Consider the following 18569-nt stretch of genomic DNA (forward strand, 5'->3'; position numbering starts at 1 on the left):
CGCTACGACGAGTGGGTGGTATCGGTTAGGGTGCGACTCATGCCGAGCGACGTGGTCCGTGTGATCTACCGGAAGTACGACGGCAGCGCCCACCGCGACTACCCGGCCCGGCGGCTCACAGAGGACGACCTCGGGGTCTGGCTCGGCGTGACCGCCGGTACGCAGTCGATCTACCACGGTCGTCCGTCGGTGGAGCAGATCCCGTTCGTGCTCCTGGTGCCCCACCAGGCGTGGTGGACCGGCATGTTCAACCCACCGCCGCGCACCAGTGAGGTCTACTGCGACATCGCCAGCCCGGCCCGCTGGGAGTCCGACGACACGGTTCACCTCTACGACCTCGACCTGGATGTGGTCCGTCGACGCGAGACAGGCGTCGTGGAGCTGCGTGACGAGGACGAGTTCGCCGAGCACCGGGTCCGCTTCGGCTACCCGGAGGAGGTCGTGGCGGAGGCGGAGGCGGCGGCGCGGTGGCTCTTCACGGCGCTCGGCGACGGCACCGAGCCGTTCGCCACCGCCTACCGCAAGTGGCTCGCCCTGGTCCTCTGACCTTCCTCCCCCAGGGGTGGGTGCCTGTCGGGTGGGGTGGCGAGGGGGCGCGTTGCCGGGCGGGTTCGGGCCGGGCGGGTGATGATCCGAGGGTGGCATCTCGTGAGATGGAAGTCATAGCGCCGGCCGGCGACCCGCTGCGGCGGCTGTTGCGGGTGACGGCACCGGTCCAGCTCGACGCGGTCCACCCCCGGTCCACGCCGGGGCTGCCGGATCCGGCGGTGACCGGCCGGTCCCCGAAGGCCTGGGCCCGAGCCCAGGTGCGGCTGATCGGCGCCGAGCTGGGCCGGCAGCAGGAGATGCTCTACGCCGAGGCGAAGGCCGCCGAACCTCCGCGCCGCGCGGCGGGCGGGTCAGGTGGGGCGGGCGCCACCGCTGCGCCGCGCGGTGGCCGGGGTGCTCCGGCGCGGCGGGTGCTGCTGGTGCTCCAGGCGATGGACTGCGGCGGCAAGGACGGCGCGATCAAGCGGGTGGCCGGCGCCATGAACCCGCTCGGTCTGCACATCCGCTCCTTCGGCCCACCCACGCCGGAGGAGCTGCGGCACGACTTCCTGTGGCGGATCCGCCGGGCCCTGCCGGCCCCCGGCTACCTCGGCGTCTTCAACCGCTCCCACTACGAGGACGTCCTGGTGGCCCGGGTCGAGGCGCTGGTGCCGGAGGCCACCTGGCGGGCCCGGTACGACGAGATCAACGCCTTCGAGCGCGAGCTGACCGCAGGCGGCGTGATCCTGGTCAAGGTCATGCTGCACATCTCGTACGCGGAGCAGGGCGAGCGGCTGCTCGGCCGGCTGGACGACCCGCGTAAGCGCTGGAAGTACAGCCCGTCGGACGTGGACGCCCGGAGCCGTTGGAGCGACTACCAGGCCGCGTACGCCGAGGCGCTGAGCCGGTGCGGGACGGATTTCGCGCCCTGGTTCGTGGTGCCCGCCGATCGGAAGTGGTACCGGGACTGGGCGGTGGCGCACCTGCTCCGAGAGACGTTCGACACTCTGCGCCTCGACTATCCGCCGGCCGGTTTCGACCCGGTACGGGAACGGGAACGATTGTTGTCTGGGGGAGTGGAGACGGGTGGGACGCCGGAGGTGAACGTCAGGTGAACGACCGATGAATGCGGCCTGGCCAGGGGTGGGCCGGGAATTTCCCGCCATCGGCGTTCCCTAGCATTCCCAGGGCAGGCGTCCTGGCGGCGTCCGCCACCCTTCCACCGACACGACGAGGTCCGTGCTGTGAAGTTTTCCTTCCGCCCTACCGAGGGCGCCTTCTACGAGCTCTTCACCAGGGCCGCGCAGAACCTGGTCAAGGGCACCGATCTGCTCAACGAGCTGGGCCTGCCGGGGGTGGAGGTGCAGTCGGTCAGCGAGCGGTTGACCGAGGTGGAGCACGACAGCGACCAGATCACCCACGAGCTCTACAAGAAGATCAACTCCACCTTCATCACCCCGTTCGACCGGGAGGACATCTACCGGCTCGGCTCGCTGCTCGACGACGTGATGGACCACCTGGAGGCGGTCGGGAACCTCCTCTACCTGTACGGCCTGACGAAGCTGCCGTCGCTGCCCCGGGAGATGCACGAGCTGATCAACGTGCTGGACCAGCAGGCGAAGCTGACCGCCGAGGCGATGCCCCGGCTGAAGTCGATGAAGGATCTCGAGGACTACTGGATCGAGTGCAACCGGCTGGAGAACGACGGTGACCAGGCGTACCGGATGCTGCTGGTCCGGCTCTTCTCCGGCGAGTTCGACGCGCTGACCGTGCTGAAGATGAAGGAGGTCGCCGACGAGCTCGAAGCCGCGTGCGACGCCTTCGAGCACGTGGCCAACACCGTCGAGACGATCGCCGTCAAGGAGTCCTGAGCCTGTGACACCCGAACTCATCGCCGTACTGGCGGTGATCGCGGCTGCCCTGGTGTTCGACTACACCAACGGTTTCCACGACGCCGCCAACGCGATCGCGACGAGCGTCTCCACCCGGGCGCTGACTCCCCGGGTCGCCCTCCTGCTCGCCGCGGTCGGAAACTTCGTCGGCGCCCACTTCGGCGCGGGCGTGGCGAAGACCGTCGGCGACGGCCTGGTGACCTTGCCCACCGGGGTCGGGAGCCTCGGAGTCGTCTTCGCCGGTGTGCTCGGCGCGATCTGCTGGAACCTCATCACCTGGTACTTCGGCCTGCCGTCGTCCTCCTCGCACGCCCTCTTCGGTGGCCTGGTCGGTGCCACGCTGCTCGCCGCCGGGGGCGTGGTGCAGTGGATGAACATCGTCGAGAAGGTCATCCTGCCGATGGTGCTCTCGCCGATCGTCGGCCTCACGCTCGGCTACCTGGTGATGCTCGCGATCCTCTGGCTCTTCCGGAAGGGGCAGCCGGGCAAGCTGAACCGCGGCTTCCGCTGGGCGCAGACCGCCTCCGCGGCGGCCATGTCGGTCGGCCACGGCATGCAGGACGCCGCCAAGACCATGGGCATCGTGGTCCTCGCCCTCTACACGGGCGGCTTCCAGGAGAGCAAGACGCACATCCCCGGCTGGGTCTTCTGGACCTCGGCGACCATGCTGGCGCTCGGCACGTACGCGGGCGGTTGGCGGATCATCCGCACCCTCGGTCGCAAGATCATCGACCTGGGTCCGCCGGAGGGCTTCGCGGCCGAGACGGTGGCCAGCGCCGTGCTCTACTTCAACGCCCTGGTGCTCAAGGCGCCGATCTCCACGACGCACACGATCACCTCGGCGATCATGGGCGTGGGCGCGACGAAGCGACTCTCCGCGGTCCGCTGGAACGTCGCGGGCAACATCGTCCTCGCCTGGGTCATCACGTTCCCGGCCGCCGCGTTGATCGCCTGCATCACGTACCTGGTGGTGCGCCCGCTCTTCGGCTGAGCCAGAGGAGTCCGGCGCCCGCCTCCGGGACGAACACGGTGGGGAACAGGGGCCCCGGTCACCGCAGCGGCGGTGACCGGGGCCCCGTCTCATGCGTAGTCGACGCCGATCTGGCCGCGGATCGTGTCGAGCAGGGTCATCACCTCGAGGGTGGTGGAGTGCGGCACCAGCGGGCTCTCGAGCAGGCCCTCCGCCAGGCAGCGCTGCACCTCGATCGCCTCGTACTGGTAGCCGCCGCCGGGCACCTCCACCGAGACGGTCTCCGGCTCGGCGTCGTCTCGGTGCAGGGTCAGCGAGTCGGGCCGGAAGAACGGCGCCGGCAGGTCGATCCGGCCGTCGGTGCCGGTGATCGAGGCGACCAGCGGGGTGGCCCCGATGATGCCGCAGCTGAGCGTCGCGACCGCCCCCGAGTCGTAGCCGAGGACGATGCCGGTGTTCTCGTCCACGCCCTCCGGCCCGATCTTGGCCCAGGAGCGGACGTGCTGGGGCACGCCGAGCAGCAGGTGCGCCAGAGTGAGCGGGTAGATGCCGAGGTCGAGCAGGGCGCCGCCGCCCAGCACGCGGGCGCGCATCCGGTGCTCGGGCGGGAACGGACCGGCTACGCCGAAGTCGGCCTGCACGCTGGTCACGTCGCCGATCGCGCCCTCGGCGATCAGCTCGACCAGGCGCCGGATCACCGGATTGGTCCGCATCCACATGGCCTCCATGAGGAAGACCCCGGCGGTGCGGGCGATCTCGACGAGCTCGATGCTGGTCTCCGCCTCGAGCGTGAACGGCTTCTCCAGCAGCACCGCCCGGCCCGCCGAGAGGCAGGTCATGGCGGCCGCGTGGTGGGCGGAGTGCGGCGTCGCCACGTACACGACGTCGATCTCCGGGTCCGCGGCCAGCTCCGCCCAGGAGCCGTAGGCGCGCGGCACCTGGTGCTTCTTTGCGAAGAGCTGCGCGCTCTCCGGCGTACGCGACGCCACGGCGACCAGCTCGGCGTCCGGCACCAGCCGGAGGTCCTCGGCGAAACGGCCGGCGATGTGGCCGGTGGCCAGAATGCCCCAACGAGTCATGGCAGCAACGCTAGTCCAGGCCGGTGAACGGCCGATCATGCTCTCCCGGCGTCGCGGCCCTAGGCTCACGGCATGACGATCGACCCCGAAGGCTTCCCCGCGCCGCCGGCTCTGGTGGAGCACGCCCAGCGGTTCCGTGCCGAGGGCGGCGTACCGGCGGCCCCCCGGGTGGCGGCGACCGTGTTGCTGCTCCGCCCGGCCGGCACCGGCTTCGAGGTCTACCTGATCCGGCGGGTCGCCGCGATGGCCTTCGGCGGGATGTACGCCTTCCCCGGCGGCGGGGTGGACCGGTCGGACTCCGAGGCTCACCTGGACTGGGCCGGGCCGACGCCGGCCGAGTGGGGCGAGCGGCTCGGGCTCGAGCCAGACGCCGCGCAGGCGGTGGTCTGCGCCGCCGCCCGGGAGGTCTTCGAGGAGGCCGGGGTGCTGCTCGCCGGGGCGGACCCGGCGAGCGTGCTCGGCGACGTGAGCGGGGACGACTGGGAGGCCGCCCGGGTGGCCCTGGAGAAGCGCGAGATCGGCTTCGCGGAGCTGCTCGCCGAGCGGCGGCTCACTCTCCGCTCCGACCTGCTGCTGCCCTGGAGCCGCTGGATCACGCCGGAGTTCGAGCCGCGCCGCTTCGACACGTACTTCTTCGTGGCCCTGCTGCCCGAGGGGCAGCGCACCCGGGACGTCTCACGCGAGGCCGACCGCACTCTCTGGGCCTCGCCGGCGGCCGCCCGGGCAGGGGCGGAGACGGGCGAGCTGAGCATGCTGCCGCCGACCCTCGTCACGCTGGGGCAGGTGGCGGCGGCGGCCGATCTGGCGGGCGTGGTGCGCGCGGCGACCACCCGCGACGCCGCCACCCCGGTCACCCCGCGCCTGGAGCTGTCCGGCGAAGGCGGCGGGCGCTTCCTGCTCTCCTGAGCGCTGTCGGCACCCGCGTTCGGACACGGTGGTGTTCAACGCCGGCGGCCCGGCCAGGATTTCGACCCCGGGATGTTGGGGTCACACTCCCGAACCCGGCCCAACCGCCCAGACGGGTCGAGCCGTCCGGGATCGCGCCCGCCCAAACCGGACATCACGGCCTATCCGCCCCGGCCGCCCGAATGATCGACTCGACTTCCGTGAAGTCGCGGCATCCCCACGACCAGACGGCCCGACATCAAGGAGCCCGAGTCGATCACCGGCATGCCCGGGTGCGGCTCAGGCCGCCCCCTGTGGCTACTACGTCAAGGGCGACCGGGGCTACATCAGCGGGCCACGAACTGCCACTTCGCGGCGTGACCGGAATCGGCATTCGCCCGTGCGGCCGGATTTCCCATTCGGCTGGCGCCGGGCGGTCCGATCCCCGAATTCGGGGTAGCTCCGGAGCTTCTGCGGCGCAGCGACGCCGAACTCGTCTCCGGGGAACTGATCAAGGCGCACGGGAAAGGGCTCCCGATCGAAGTCGATCGGGAGCCCTTTCGTGTCGGAGTCACCGGCTGCCGCCGGGATGCGGCTCAGCCGAAGCGGCCGGTGATGTAGTCCTCGGTCTTCTTCTGGCTCGGGTTGCTGAAGATCTTCTGGGTGTTGTCGTACTCGATGAGGCGGCCGGGGTCGCCGGTCTTCTCGATCGAGAAGAAGGCCGTACGGTCCGAGACCCGGGCGGCCTGCTGCATGTTGTGCGTGACGATGATGATGGTGAACTTGTCCTTGAGCTGGAACATCAGGTCCTCGATGGCCAGCGTGGAGATCGGGTCGAGCGCCGAGCAGGGCTCGTCCATCAGGACCACCTGCGGCTCGACGGCGATCGTCCGGGCGATGCAGAGCCGCTGCTGCTGACCGCCGGAGAGGCCGGCGCCGGGCTTGCCGAGCCGGTCCTTGACCTCGTCCCAGAGGTTCGCGGAGCGCAGGGAGTTCTCGGCGGCCTCGTCGAGGATCGACTTCTTCCGTACGCCGTTGAGGCGCAGCCCCGCCACCACGTTCTCGTAGATGCTCATGGTGGGGAACGGGTTGGGCCGCTGGAAGACCATTCCGATCATGCGCCGGACGGCGGTCACGTCGACGTCCCGGTCGTAGATGTCCTGGTCGTCGATGGTGAGGCTGCCCTCGACCCGGGCGCCGGGGAGCACCTCGTGCATCCGGTTGATCGAGCGGAGGAAGGTCGACTTGCCGCAGCCGGACGGGCCGATCAGGGCGGTGACCGTCTTCGGCTCGACGGTGATGTTGATGTTCTCGATCGCCTTGAAGGCGCCGTAGTAGGCGGTGACGTTCGAGGCTTCGATGCGCTTGGCCATGGTGGTGGTACCTCCGAAGTTCATCGGCCGAGCCGGTTACGACGGGCCAGCAGCTTCGCCGCGATCGTCAGGATCAGGACGAGGGCTACCAGGGTGAGGGCCGCGGCCCACGCCCGGGCGGGGGCGTACCGCGACGCGTCGCCGGCCTGCTGGTAGACGAAGAGCGCAAGCGACGACTGGTTGTTCTCGAACGGGTTGAAGTTGATCGCCGCGCCACCGCCGGCGACGAGCAGCACCGGCGCGGTCTCGCCGGCCGCACGGGCGACGGCGAGCATCACGCCGGTCACGATGCCCGGCAGCGCGGTCGGCAGCACGACCCGCAGGATGGTCTTCCACTTCGGCACGCCCAGGGCGTACGCGCCCTCGCGCAGCGGAGCCGGGACGAGCCGGAGCATCTCCTCGGTGGAACGCACCACCGTGGGAAGCATCAGCACGCTGAGCGCGAGCGCGGCGGCGAAGCCGGAGAAGCTGGGCCGGCCGTCGTTGAACCACGGCGAGACGATCAGCACCCAGAAGGCGAGTACGAAGAGGCCGGAGACGATCGACGGGATGCCGGTCATGACGTCGACGAAGAAGCGGATCGCGAAGGCGAACTTGCCCCGGCCGTACTCGACGATGTAGATGGCGCAGAGGATGCCGAGCGGGACGGAGATCAGGGCGGCGACGCCGACCTGCTCCAGGGTGCCGATGATGGCGTGGTACGCGCCACCGTTCGGGTCCCGTGCCCCGATGTTGTTCATCGAGGTGAGGAAGAAGTCGCCGTCGAGCCGCTCGACGCCCTTGCTGATCAGCGTCCAGGCCACCGACGCCAGCGGCAGGACGGCGAGCACGAACGCCGAGTGGATCAGCGCGCTCCAGGTGCGGTTGCGGGCTGCGCGTGGCCCCTCGACCGCCTTCGCCGCGACGAAGAGCCCGACCAGGTAGAGCAGTGCACCGAGGACGACCACGAGCACCGGGCCGCCGATGCCGGCGCCGTACACCACGACGGCGGCGACCAGCAGCGCGGCGAGCGCGATGGCCGGCGCGGCGTACCGGGGGAGTCGCTTGGTCCGCAGGCTCTCCGGCTGGGCGGCCGGGCGGGGGCGGTGGCTGGTGACGGTGGTGGTCATGCGGCCGACTCCGTGAACTCTCGCCGGCGGTAGATGATCACGCGCGCGGTGATGTTGACGATGAGCGTGATCGCGAAGAGCACCAGGCCGGAGGCGATCAGCGCGCCCCGTCCGGTCTCGTTCGCCTCGCCGAACGTGTTGGCGATGTTCGCGGCGATGCTGTTGCCGCCGTTCTGGATCAGGTTGAACGAGATGTTGAACGTGATGCCGAGGGTCATCGCGAGGGCGATGGTCTCGCCGAGCGCGCGACCCAGGCCGAGCATGACGGCGGCGATGATGCCGGGCCGGCCGTACGGCAGCACCGCGGTCCGGAGCATCTCCCAGCGGGTGGCGCCCAGCGCGAGGGCGGCCTCCTCGTTGGCGGTCGGGGTCTGCAGGAACACCTCACGGGAGAGCGAGGTGATGATCGGCAGCACCATGATCGCGAGGACCAGCGAGCCGAGCAGGATCGACTTGCCGAAGGGGCCCTCGCCGCCGAAGATCGGGATCCAGCTGAAGTACTTGTTCAACCAGACCGAGAAGTCCTGCACCGGCCGCAGGAAGATCTCGCGGCCCCAGAGACCGAAGACCACGCTGGGTACGGCCGCGAGCAGGTCGATGAGGAACCCGAGCGTGGTGCCGACCCGGCGCGGCGCGTAGTGGGACAGGTAGAGCGCGATGCCCAGGGCGACCGGTACCGCCACCAGCAGCGCGAGTGCGGCGGTGAGGACGGTGCCGAAGGCGAGGGCGCCGATGCCGAACTTCGGCTCCGAGTCGTTCGGGAACCAGCCCTCGAACGTCCAGAAGTTCTCGGTGTCGGCGCGAATCGCCGGTACCGCTTTCGCGACCAGGAAGACCGCGATCGCCGCGATGATGACCAGGACCACTGTGCCTGCGGCCAGGGTGAGGCCGCGGAAGCCCCGTTCGGCGCCGAACGCACGGGCCCGCGGCAACGCGCCGCCGCCGCCCAGCCCGGTGCCGCCCGGGGTACGGGTGCTGACTGGTGCCTCGACCAAACGCGCCGAGGCACCGGCGGAACGCTCGTGACTCTCAGTCACGCGGGTTCCGCCGGTGCCGGCGTCGGCCGAGCGGTGGGGGGTTTCACCCATCTGCTCGCTCGATTCGATTGCGGAGGTGGTGTGTCAGGTCAGGAGATGTTCTTGACCGCGGCCTCGACCTTGGTGCGGACGGTCTCCGGCAGCGGGGCGTAGCCGAGCTCGGTCAGCGAGTTCTGGCCCTCGGTGCTGGCGGCGTAGCCCAGCAGACCCTTCACCAGCGGCAGCTTGTCGGCGGGGAGGCCCTTGCTGCAGACGACCTCGTAGGTCGCGAGGACGAGCGGGTAGGCGCCGGCCTCCTTGGTGTTGTAGTCGATCGACAGCTTCAGGTCGTCGCCCTGGCCCTCGACCGCGGCGCTGGCGATGGTCTTGCCGGCCGACTCGGCGGTCAGCTCGGCGAACTCGCCGGCGCCGTTACCGAGCTTGGCCATCTTCAGGCCGCCGTTCTCGGCGTACGACCACTCGACGTAGCCGATGGTGCCGGCCTGGCCCTTGATGGCGCTGGCGACGCCGTCCGACTTCGCGGCGCCGGTGCCACCCGGGGCCTTCCACTCCTTCGCCTTGCCGAAGGTCCAGTCGGCCTCGGCGGTCTTGCTCAGGTAGGCGGTGAAGTTGTCGGTGGTGCCGGAGGAGTCCGAGCGGTGCACCGCGTTGATGGCGGTCGACGGCAGCGTGGCGCCGGGGTTGTCGGCCTTGATGGTGGCGTCGTCCCACTTGGTCACCTTGCCGGCGAAGATCTTCGCCAGGGTGGCCGGCTTGAGCTGGAGGTTGTCCACGCCGTCGAGGTTGTAGGCGATGGCCACCGGGCCGATCACCATCGGCAGGTGGATGGCCTTGCCACCGGCGCACTTGGCGTCGGCCTGCGGCTGCTCCTCCGGCTTGAGGGCGGAGTCGGAGCCGGCGAAGTCGGCGGTGCCGGCGATGAAGGCCGAGATGCCCGCACCGGAGCCGCTGGGCTCGTAGTTGATCTTAGCGTCGGTGCACTTCTGCTGGTACGCCTTGATCCACTCGTCCATCGCGTTCTTCTGCGCGGACGAGCCCTGGGCGTTGACCGTGCCGGAGGCGCAGTCGACCGCGGCGGCCGAGCCGGAGGCGCTGGCGCCGGTCGCGGGCTCGTTGTTGTCCGAGCCGCATGCACTGAGAGCGAGCGTCGCAGTAACAGCGAGGCAGGCGAGAGTGCCATACCGCTGGAGCTTCACCTGAGGGGTTTCCCTTCACGTCTGACTTGGCGCCCCGGTGGTCCGGGGAGAACCGGCAGTGACCGGCCGATTCCACAAGTTAGGAGCGCCAGGTAGCCGGTTCGCCGGTCGCAAGTGAACGCAGGGTGAACAGGTTCGGCAGACGAGATGACCGCTCGCCGAGGGCGGGTTGTCCGTTAAGTGAACTCGCGGACGCGTGTCGGAAGTATGGGTATATTTCCGGTCGGCTGTTACTCGGCCGTGCCGAGCCCGTTATCCCGGGGAGACCGGCGGGCGCGGCGGCGAGCGGTCTCGACGATAGGCCGCCGGACCGCGTGCTCCGGCCGTCGGCCGCTCCGGTGTGCCGAGAGGCACTCACCGGATCCGCCGCGGGGCACACGACGCCGGGTGGCGGTGCCGGTGAACCATCGGCGCCGGGCAGCCGGGCAGCCGGGCAGCCGGGCAGCCGGGCAGCGGTACGTGTTCACGCCGCCCGCCCGGGCGGGCCGCCGGTGGCACCGCCCTGCCGGGCGGGGATCAGGGCCGGGCGGGGATCAGGGCCGGGCGGGGACCAGCGGAGCGGTGTCGAACGCGCGGGTCAGCCCCGGTGGTAGTTCACATGCGCCGACCAGCGCAGGAATCCGAGCCGCTCGTAGAGGGCGACCGCCGGGGAGTTCGACTCGTCGACGTAGAGCATCACCCGGTCCAGCCCGCGCCGGTCGCGCAGGTATTCGAGGCCGGCGGCGGTCAACACCCGGCCCAGACCACCGCGGTGCGCCGAGGGGTCCACCCCCAGCACGTACACCTCGCCGATGCGGGCCGACCCCGGGCGCTCGTGCACCTTCGTCCAGTGGAACCCGAGCAGCCGGCCGGTCGACTCCTCCACCGCGAGCAGGAAGCCCTCCGGGTCGAACCAGGGCTCGGCCAGCCGTACCCGCAGGTCGTCGGCGGTCCATCTGCCCTGCTCGGGATGCTCGGCGAAGGCCCGGGCGTTGAGTGCCAGCCAGGCCTCGTCGTCGGCCCCGGGCCGGAAGGCGCGCACCGTCACCCCGTCGGGCAGGCCGGGCGCGGTCAGCGGGGCGGTCAGCGAGCGACGCAGTTGCCAGAGCACCCGGGCCCGGGCGAAGCCGAGGTCGACCGCGAGCGCGGCGGCGGACGGGTGGTCGCCGTGCGCCCAGGCGCGCAGCGGGCCGGTGGCCGCAGCCAGTACGCCCCCGGCGAGCGCTCGGCCGGTGCCGCGCCGCCGGTGCGCGGGATGCACCACCAGTTCGACTCCGACACCGGCGCCCGGGTCGGTGGTGTCCAGGTGGGCGTACCCGCTCAGCGCCCGGTCGTCGGCCCGGGCCACCAGGTGCACGGCGGGTGCGTCGGGGTCACGCAGGCGCAGCAGGGTGTGCTCGTCGAACGGATCGGCCCCGTCGGTGTCGCCGGCCACGCGGGCCAGTGCCAGCACATCGGCGATCTCCGTGGGGGAGAGCCGGTCGGCGCGGGTCACCTGGTCGACGCGGGGCTCGGCGCTGCTCATCCGTCCACCGTAGCCCGGCGATCTTCCGGCGGCCGCCGTCCCCCGGTCGGTCGGCTCACGTCCGGTCGGTGGGCAGCGCCTCCAGCTCGAACCGCGCGGTCAGCTCCGGAAGGAGTTGCCAGAGCGCCTCCACGGTGCCCTGCCGGTTTCCGCCGGCGTCGTGCATCAGCACCACCGAGCCCGGTTCGATCTGGGAGGTGACGGTGGCGGCTATTCGCGCGGCTCCGGGCGCCTCCCAGTCCGCCGGGTCCACGGTCCAGTGCAGCGGCGTCATGCCCAGCGCGTTCGCCACGGAGACGACGGGGTAGGTCCAGGCGCCGCCGGGCTGGCGGTACCAGACGATCGGGGCGTCGGGGGCGGCGGCCCGGATGGCCTCGTTGGTGCGGAGCAGGTCGGCCCGGATGACGTCCGGTGACCGCTTGCCGAGGGCGACGTCGTGGTTCCAGGAGTGGTTGCAGAGGGTGTGCCCGTCGGCCACGATCGCCCGGACCAGGTCGGGGTGGCTCTCGGCCATCTCGCCCACCACGCAGAAGGTGGCCCGGACGCCGAACTCGCGCAGCGCGTTGAGGACCTGCGGGGTGTACTGCGGATCGGGCCCGTCGTCGAAGGTCAGTGCGACCCGCTCGTCGCCGGTGGTGGAGTGCGCCCCGAAGAGGCTGTCCCCGTTGGCGTCGCTCGTGTTGCCGTCCTGTCCGGCCTCGGGCGGCGCGCTGCGATCGCCGTCCTGGTCCGACTGCTCGGTCTCGGTCGGCACGATCGGGGGCTGGTCGGCGTAGCGGCTGCTGTTCGGGTCGCCGGTGATCCCGGTGGCGCTCTGGTGCGGCCGGTCCGGGATGAGGCTCCGGCCGAGCACGTACGCCGAGCCGAGCAGTGCGGCCACCACCAGGACGGCGATCGCGGCCGAGCGTCCGGTTGAGCCGGGCCGCAGCAGCCCTCGTACCCGGCCGCTTCGCCAGGTGCCGCCCCCGTTGGTCATCGCACGTCCCACCATGCCTTTCGCCGCAAACCAGGCAATCAGGATAAGTCCGACTACCTACGCGAAAGGGGCATATGGGAAAAGCTTGGACAGTCTTGGGTCAGACCGGCAGCGGCGCGGATTCCGACTCGGGCAGTGGACGCGACGGCGGCACCACGAACTTGTAGCCCACCTGACGAACCGTGCCGATCATCGACTCGTACTCCGAGCCGAGCTTGGCCCGCAGGCGCCGGACGTGCACGTCCACCGTGCGGGTGCCGCCGAAGTAGTCGTAGCCCCAGACCTCGCGCAGGAGCTGGTCCCGGGTGAAGACCCGGCCCGGGTGCTGCGCCAGGAACTTCAGCAGCTCGAACTCCTTGTAGGTGAGGTCGAGCGGCCTCCCCTTGAGCTTCGCCGCGTACGTGTCCGGGTCGATCGTCAGCTCCCCGGCCCGGATCGAGCCGCCGGCGCCCGCGACGGCGCTGCTGTGCCGCCCCACCACCAGCCGTAACCGCGCCTCCACCTCGGCCGGGCCCGCCGAGGCGAGGATGACGTCGTCGACGCCCCAGTCCGCGTTCAGCGCGATCAGCCCCGCCTCGGTGACCACCGCGACCAGCGGCACACCGAGGCCGGTGGCGTGCAGCATCCGGCACGTCGCGCGCGCCTCGGTCAGCTCCGAGCGGGCGTCCACCAGGACCGCGTCCGGGCTCGGGCCGGAGACCAGCGTGCGTACGTCGCGCGGCGCGGTGCGCACCGAGTGCGGCAGCAGGTCGAGTGCCGGCAGCACGGCGGACGGCTCACCTGCACGGGCGCCTACCAGCAGCAGGATCTCCACGATCACCTCCGTCCCGGCGGCCGGTCGGCCGCGCGCGACCAGCGACACTCCGGTCGAGGGGTGTGCTGAGAACTAGCGTGGGTCCCGGCGTCTCTGACGGGCGGGTAACGGCACGAGCCTAACCGATTGGTCCCTCCGCGCCCCTGGACCGTTTCCCGTTTGTTCGAATTGCCCGCGATCGGGGCTCGGGTTTTAACGTTGCCGAAACCGTGATCCCCGTACGGGCGGGCGGGGCCTCCGCTCCGCGCGGCCGGTCTGGCACGATCGGGGCGTGTCTCCCTCCACCTCGCCCGACGCCGGTCGCGACTCCTGGTCCGACGGGCCCCGGCCCGGGGCGACCTACGGTCCGCCGCCGGAGCAGCGTAGTGCGCCCGGCACCGACGACGGTGACCGCCGTGAGCGGCGCGGCCCCCGCCGGATCCGGCGAGGCGGCGAGCCGGCGCGGAGACCGGACGACGTGACGGACGAGCCGGAGGAGGAGGAGATCCCGCCCGTCGAGGTCCGGCGACCGCTCTCGCTCGCCGTCGCGGGATTCTCGGTGCTGCTCGGGATCGGCCTGGTGCTCGGGGCGCAGACCTCCGGGCCGGGGCACCGGCTGCCCTTCGTGATCATCATCCTCGGCGTCCAGCTGCTCTTCGTGCTGGCCTGGACGATGGCCATGCGACCGCCGGCCCTGCTGCTGGTCGCGCTGGTCAGCGTCGGGGTGGCGGTGGCGGCCGACGTGGCGGCGGTGCAGTCGGAGGTCGCCGGGCTGGCGCCGCTGGGCTACGTCGCGGCCGGCGGCTTCCTCCTCGGCGTGCTCGGTCAGCTGGTGCGCCGGGTCGACCGGGTCCGGGTCACCGACTCGCTCGGCAGCACCCTGCTCATCGTGGTGGGCGTGGTCGCCTTCGGCACGCTGATCGTGCTGAGCCGGGTCCCCGCGGGCACCCAGGCCATCACCGTCTGCCTGACCGCCAGCGGCGTCGCGCTCACCGTCGCCCGGGCCGTCGACGCCGTGGCGCCCTGGCCCCGGCTCGCCCCGCAGGTGCCCCGTGGCGCCGCCGGCGTGGTCGGCGGCGCGATGGTCGGCACGCTCGTCAGCGCGGTGCTCGGCAGCTACCTGGTGGCCCCCTTCACGCCGACCAAGGCCGCGATCATCGGCCTGGTCGCGGCGGTCGCCGCCGTCCTGGCCGACCTCGCCGTCGGCTACGCCGAGGCCGGACGGCTGATGGCCGGCGAAGCGCCGACGATGTGGATCGCCCGGCACATGCAGGGGCCGCTCGGTGGCTTCGCGCTGGCCGCCCCGGCGGCCTACGCGATGTGCATGCTCTTCCTCTGAGAGACTGTCGGGAAACCTCGGGGCGAGCGAGGCGGAGTCCAGGCGGCGATCCGGCAAGGCGGAGATTGGTCCGGATACCGGTGTCGTATCCGGGTCGATCTCCAACGTCGCCGGTCGTCGGCTGGGCCCGCCGCAGCCGTCGCAGGGTTTCCCGCCAGTCTCTGTACGTACGGTTGAGCCCGTCGCCGGTCGGGTAACAAGCGGGCGCCACGGCGCGGCACCGGCAGCGACGACCCGCCGCGACCGGGCGGACGTGACAGGACGAGCCGCGAAGCGGCCCACGGACAGGAGGCGGCGTGGCCCAGGCGCAACCGGCGTATGTGGAACGTCCCCGGCGACGAGGTCGTCGGGCGATCGTCGTGCTCGTCGTACTGCTCCTGCTGCTGGTCGGGATCCTGGTGGTCGCCGACCGGGTGGCCGTCGGGGTGGCCGAGCGCGCCATCACCGACCAGGTCCGCCAGGAGGTGGCCAAGCAGGGCGCCCAGTCCGCGCCGCCCGAGGTCGAGGTCGGGGGCTTCCCGTTCCTGAACCAGGTGCTCGACGGCCGGTACGAGCGCATCTCGATCGTGCTGCGCGAGGTCCGGGGCTCCGTCCAGGGCGACGCGGTCAGCCTGCCGACGCTCGACATCGACGCGCGCGACGTCACCGCCTCGCTGGACACCCTCCGCTCCGGGCAGGGTGAGGTGGTCGCCAAGACGGTGAACGGCACCGCCACCATCAGCTACGACAGCCTCGCCGCCCTGCTCGACCGGCCCGGGCTCAAGCTCAGCGAGCAGGGCGGGAAGCTGGCGGTGACCGCGCCGGTGGACGTCCTCGGCCAACAGCTCACCGTCACCGGCACCGCCGACGTGGCGGTCGGCGAGCAGGGGAAGGTCAGCCTCCGCTTCAACGACCTGAACGCCGAGGGGCTGCCGGACGTCCCGCTGGCGCGCACGCTGCTGAACAACTACGCCCGGAGCATCTCGGTCGACGTGCCCCTGCCCGAGCTGCCCTTCCAGCTCACCGTCCGCGAGGTCCGGCCGACGCCGGACGGCTTGGCGGTCACCGCGGACGCGACCGACGTGCCCCTCAACTCCGCGGGCTGAACCCCGCCGGTCGGTGGGCGCCGGGGCGGATACCGGTCGACGGGCGCCGATTCCCGGATGCTGGTCGACACCCTGGCGCTCAGCTCGACGGCTGATAGGCTCGCTGCCCATGGGGACTCTCCTCACCAAACGGCGCGCGGTCGACCTGTGCCGCGTGGCCACCTGCCTGTGTCGCCCCGCCATCTGACGGCGGGGCTGTCCTCGGTCGCCTGACGCGACCATCGGCACGCAGGGTCCGCGTACCCTCCGGTGCCTCCACCCCATTCGCCCGGCAGCGGCGCCGTCGCACGAACCCGTGATCCGTCCTAACCCATGGGTCCCGCGCGTGGTGCGACATCGGCAGACTTCGCTTCTCGCGCGCTGGCTCACCGCCCATCCTCACCAGGGAGTGATCTGATGAGTCGCGACACCGCACTCGTGTCGGCCGACTGGGCCGAGAAGAACCTCGACACCCCGGGCGTCGTCTTCGTCGAGGTCGACGAGGACACCTCCGCCTACGAGACCGGCCACCTCTCCGGCGCGATCAAGCTGGACTGGAGGACCGACCTGCAGGACCCGGTGCGCCGGGACTTCGTGAACAAGAGCCAGTTCGAAGCGCTCCTCTCCGAGCGTGGCGTCGGCAACGACGACCTCGTCGTCCTCTACGGCGGCAACAACAACTGGTTCGCCGCCTACGCCTACTGGTACTTCAAGCTCTACGGACACCGGGACGTCAAGCTGCTCGACGGTGGTCGCAAGAAGTGGGAGCTGGACGCCCGTCCGCTGGTCAAGGACGCGGTGACCCGTCCCGCCACGCAGTACGTCGCGCAGGAGCCGGACACCTCGATCCGGGCCTTCCGCGACGAGGTGGTGGCCGCCATCGGCACCAAGAACCTGGTCGACGTCCGGTCCCCCGACGAGTTCGCCGGCCGGCTGCTCGCCCCCGCGCACCTGCCCCAGGAGCAGGCGCAGCGGGCCGGGCACATCCCGACCGCGATCAGCGTGCCCTGGTCGAAGGCGGCCAACGAGGACGGCACCTTCAAGTCGGACGACGAGCTGCGCAGGATCTACGCCGACGCGGGGCTCGACGACGGCAAGGAGACCATCGCGTACTGCCGGATCGGCGAGCGCTCCTCGCACACCTGGTTCGTGCTCCGGGAGCTGCTCGGGCACGACCAGGTGAAGAACTACGACGGCTCCTGGACCGAGTACGGCTCGCTGGTCGGCGTGCCGGTCGCGCTCGGCGACGAGCCCGGGGAGGTGTGAGCCGTGACCGCTCCTGCTGCTCCCACCGCCGCCGGCTGCGCCGCCCCCGACCAGGCCGCCCCGCTGCCGGCCGGTCTGGACCTGGAGAAGGAGACGGTGATCAGCGGCGTCGTCCGGTCCGCCGGGGGTGAGGTCGTGCCGGGCGCGTACGTCCGGCTGCTCGACTCGAGCGGCGAGTTCACCGCCGAGGTGGTGACCTCGCCGGCCGGCGAGTTCCGCTTCTTCGCCGCACCGGGCACCTGGACCCTGCGCGCGCTCTCCCGGCACGGCAACGGCGACACCAGCGTGACCGCCGGCCGGGGCGTCAACGAGGTCTCCGTGACCCTCGCCTCCTGACCCACGCTCCGAGAGACTGTCGGGAAACCCTGCGGCGGCTGCGGCGGGCCCAGCCGACGACCGGCGGCGTTGGAGATTCGTCCGGATACAACACCGGTATCCGGACGAATCTCCGCCTTGCCGGATCGCCGCCTGGACTCCGCCTCGCTCGCCCCGGGTTTTCCCGACAGTCTCTGATCGCCCCGGGGCCGGTCACCCGCACGGGTGGCCGGCCCCGGGTGCGTACGCCCACCTGCGGGCGGCCGGGCGTGCGGTGGCCGTCGCTCGGCGCCGCGCGGGCTGCCGGGCCGGCCGGCCCCGGGCCCGACCATCGACGCGGGTCCGGACGGCCGGGCGTCACGTGACACGATGGCTCGGTGAGCGGTGCTGTCCAGACGGGGTACGCCCCGCCGACCGGTCCTGACGCCCCGGTGCCCAGCCGCCGCCGCTGGCTGCTGGCCGCGACCGTGGCCTGGGCGCTGCTGCTCGCGCTGCTCGCCTGGACCTCGGTCCGCGACGACCCGCCCACCGTGCGCGAACAACGCACCCTCTCCGAGGCCGGCCCGCTCGTCGACCGGGCCGTCGGCGAGTTGGTCGCCGCCGCCGGGGGCGCCGTGCTGGAGCTGACCCCGACGCAGGTCGAGCGGGGCTGCCGGCTCACCCCGTTGGCCGAGGGCGCGACGCTGAGCCGGAGTGTGGCGGTGGCCGCGGCCGAGGGCGGTGAGCGGCAACTGCTCGACGGGCTCGCGGATCGGCTGCCGGAGGATTGGCGGGCGGGGGTGCGGACGACGCCGGACGGGCTCCGGCTGCGCGCCGACGCCGGTGAGTTCGTCGCGGTGACCGGCCGACCGGCCGGCGAACGCCGGTTCCGGTTGACCGTCGACACCGGCTGCCGCCCGATCGGCGCCGGCTACCGGCAGGCCGACGACGCCGCGACGGCCGGAGCGGAGGTGGCCGCGCTCGCCGACGCGCTACGTGTCCTCGGCGTCCCCGCCGAGACCGAACCCGAGCTGGTGACCGCCCGCTGCCCCGACGGCGGGGTCGCGCGTACCGTCCGCTCCGACACCGACCTCGGCCTGAAGGCCCAGGTCGCCCCGCTTGCGCCGCTCGCCACGGGCGGCCCGGTGCTGGAGACCGCGGAGGCGTACGCCTACCGCACCGACCGGGCCACCGTTCTGCTCGACACCAGCGCCGACGACCCGCACCTCGCCGCCACCACCGTCTGCTCCTGACCCGCCCGCCG

Annotated in this window: 19 protein-coding genes; 11 read left to right on the forward strand and 8 right to left on the reverse strand. The window is 71.8% G+C overall.

The window, feature by feature from the left end:
* Nucleotides 1–39: 39 nt before the first annotated feature.
* The 4 genes from D7044_RS17760 (at nucleotide 40) to D7044_RS17775 (ending at nucleotide 3411) form a co-directional block, all read left to right on the forward strand.
* A complete protein-coding gene (locus tag D7044_RS17760) occupies nucleotides 40–546 on the forward strand; it encodes a DUF402 domain-containing protein (RefSeq protein ID WP_120680339.1) in 507 nt (168 codons plus the stop codon).
* Between the two features lie 107 nt (nucleotides 547–653).
* Entirely contained in the window at nucleotides 654–1643 is a 990-nt protein-coding gene (locus D7044_RS17765; RefSeq protein ID WP_120689567.1) for a PPK2 family polyphosphate kinase, read from the forward strand.
* Nucleotides 1644–1772: 129 nt separating this feature from the next.
* Nucleotides 1773–2399 (forward strand): DUF47 domain-containing protein, encoded by a 627-nt coding sequence (locus tag D7044_RS17770; RefSeq protein ID WP_120680343.1) that lies wholly within the window; start codon nucleotides 1773–1775, stop codon nucleotides 2397–2399.
* Nucleotides 2400–2403: 4 nt separating this feature from the next.
* Nucleotides 2404–3411 carry an inorganic phosphate transporter gene (locus D7044_RS17775; RefSeq protein WP_120680345.1) on the forward strand — a complete coding sequence of 336 codons (1008 nt, stop codon included), beginning with the start codon at nucleotides 2404–2406 and terminating at the stop codon, nucleotides 3409–3411.
* A gap of 89 nt (nucleotides 3412–3500) precedes the next feature.
* Here D7044_RS17775 and D7044_RS17780 read toward each other — a convergent pair whose 3' ends face one another.
* A complete protein-coding gene (locus tag D7044_RS17780) occupies nucleotides 3501–4469 on the reverse strand; it encodes a Gfo/Idh/MocA family protein (RefSeq protein WP_120689568.1) in 969 nt (322 codons plus the stop codon).
* 72 nt (nucleotides 4470–4541) lie between these two features.
* On the opposite strand from D7044_RS17780, the gene D7044_RS17785 reads away from it, so the two are divergent.
* Nucleotides 4542–5375 carry an NUDIX hydrolase gene (locus tag D7044_RS17785; RefSeq protein WP_120689569.1) on the forward strand — a complete coding sequence of 278 codons (834 nt, stop codon included), beginning with the start codon at nucleotides 4542–4544 and terminating at the stop codon, nucleotides 5373–5375.
* 575 nt (nucleotides 5376–5950) lie between these two features.
* Here D7044_RS17785 and pstB read toward each other — a convergent pair.
* From pstB to D7044_RS17820, 7 genes are all read right to left on the reverse strand, one after another.
* Nucleotides 5951–6727: a phosphate ABC transporter ATP-binding protein PstB gene (gene pstB, locus D7044_RS17790; RefSeq protein ID WP_120680655.1), complete on the reverse strand. Its 777-nt coding sequence runs from the start codon at nucleotides 6725–6727 to the stop codon at nucleotides 5951–5953.
* A gap of 20 nt (nucleotides 6728–6747) precedes the next feature.
* Nucleotides 6748–7836 (reverse strand): phosphate ABC transporter permease PstA, encoded by a 1089-nt coding sequence (gene pstA / locus D7044_RS17795; RefSeq protein WP_120680351.1) that lies wholly within the window; start codon nucleotides 7834–7836, stop codon nucleotides 6748–6750.
* Nucleotides 7833–8924: a phosphate ABC transporter permease subunit PstC gene (pstC, locus tag D7044_RS17800; protein WP_120680353.1), complete on the reverse strand. Its 1092-nt coding sequence runs from the start codon at nucleotides 8922–8924 to the stop codon at nucleotides 7833–7835. Before pstC ends, pstA begins: the two co-directional genes overlap by 4 nt.
* 38 nt (nucleotides 8925–8962) lie before the next feature.
* Nucleotides 8963–10069, reverse strand: a complete 1107-nt coding sequence (gene pstS, locus D7044_RS17805; protein WP_120680355.1) for a phosphate ABC transporter substrate-binding protein PstS — start codon at nucleotides 10067–10069, stop codon at nucleotides 8963–8965.
* Nucleotides 10070–10646: 577 nt separating this feature from the next.
* Nucleotides 10647–11573, reverse strand: coding sequence for a mycothiol synthase (gene mshD, locus D7044_RS17810; protein ID WP_120689570.1), 927 nt, complete (start codon nucleotides 11571–11573; stop codon nucleotides 10647–10649).
* A gap of 55 nt (nucleotides 11574–11628) precedes the next feature.
* Nucleotides 11629–12549: a polysaccharide deacetylase family protein gene (locus tag D7044_RS17815; RefSeq protein ID WP_120689571.1), complete on the reverse strand. Its 921-nt coding sequence runs from the start codon at nucleotides 12547–12549 to the stop codon at nucleotides 11629–11631.
* A gap of 100 nt (nucleotides 12550–12649) precedes the next feature.
* Entirely contained in the window at nucleotides 12650–13369 is a 720-nt protein-coding gene (locus D7044_RS17820; protein ID WP_187398626.1) for a winged helix-turn-helix transcriptional regulator, read from the reverse strand.
* Nucleotides 13370–13634: 265 nt separating this feature from the next.
* Here D7044_RS17820 and D7044_RS17825 point away from each other — a divergent pair, with 265 nt between their 5' ends.
* From D7044_RS17825 to D7044_RS17845, 6 genes are all read left to right on the forward strand, one after another.
* The gene (locus tag D7044_RS17825; protein ID WP_120680360.1) at nucleotides 13635–14681 is read left to right on the forward strand and encodes a hypothetical protein; all 1047 of its coding nucleotides are present in this window, start codon (nucleotides 13635–13637) and stop codon (nucleotides 14679–14681) included.
* Between the two features lie 296 nt (nucleotides 14682–14977).
* Nucleotides 14978–15766: an LmeA family phospholipid-binding protein gene (locus D7044_RS17830; protein ID WP_120680361.1), complete on the forward strand. Its 789-nt coding sequence runs from the start codon at nucleotides 14978–14980 to the stop codon at nucleotides 15764–15766.
* A 109-nt stretch (nucleotides 15767–15875) separates the two neighbouring features.
* Nucleotides 15876–15953 carry an Ms5788A family Cys-rich leader peptide gene (locus D7044_RS33425; RefSeq protein WP_325050676.1) on the forward strand — a complete coding sequence of 26 codons (78 nt, stop codon included), beginning with the start codon at nucleotides 15876–15878 and terminating at the stop codon, nucleotides 15951–15953.
* 209 nt (nucleotides 15954–16162) lie between these two features.
* Complete coding sequence (locus D7044_RS17835; protein ID WP_120689572.1) at nucleotides 16163–17011, forward strand: sulfurtransferase; 849 nt, start codon at nucleotides 16163–16165, stop codon at nucleotides 17009–17011.
* Nucleotides 17012–17014: 3 nt separating this feature from the next.
* Nucleotides 17015–17347, forward strand: coding sequence for a DUF1416 domain-containing protein (locus D7044_RS17840; protein ID WP_120689573.1), 333 nt, complete (start codon nucleotides 17015–17017; stop codon nucleotides 17345–17347).
* Between the two features lie 356 nt (nucleotides 17348–17703).
* Nucleotides 17704–18558, forward strand: coding sequence for a hypothetical protein (locus D7044_RS17845; protein ID WP_120689574.1), 855 nt, complete (start codon nucleotides 17704–17706; stop codon nucleotides 18556–18558).
* Nucleotides 18559–18569 lie beyond the last annotated feature (11 nt).

Source organism: Micromonospora musae, assembly GCF_003626635.1.
Classification (GTDB): domain Bacteria; phylum Actinomycetota; class Actinomycetes; order Mycobacteriales; family Micromonosporaceae; genus Micromonospora; species Micromonospora musae.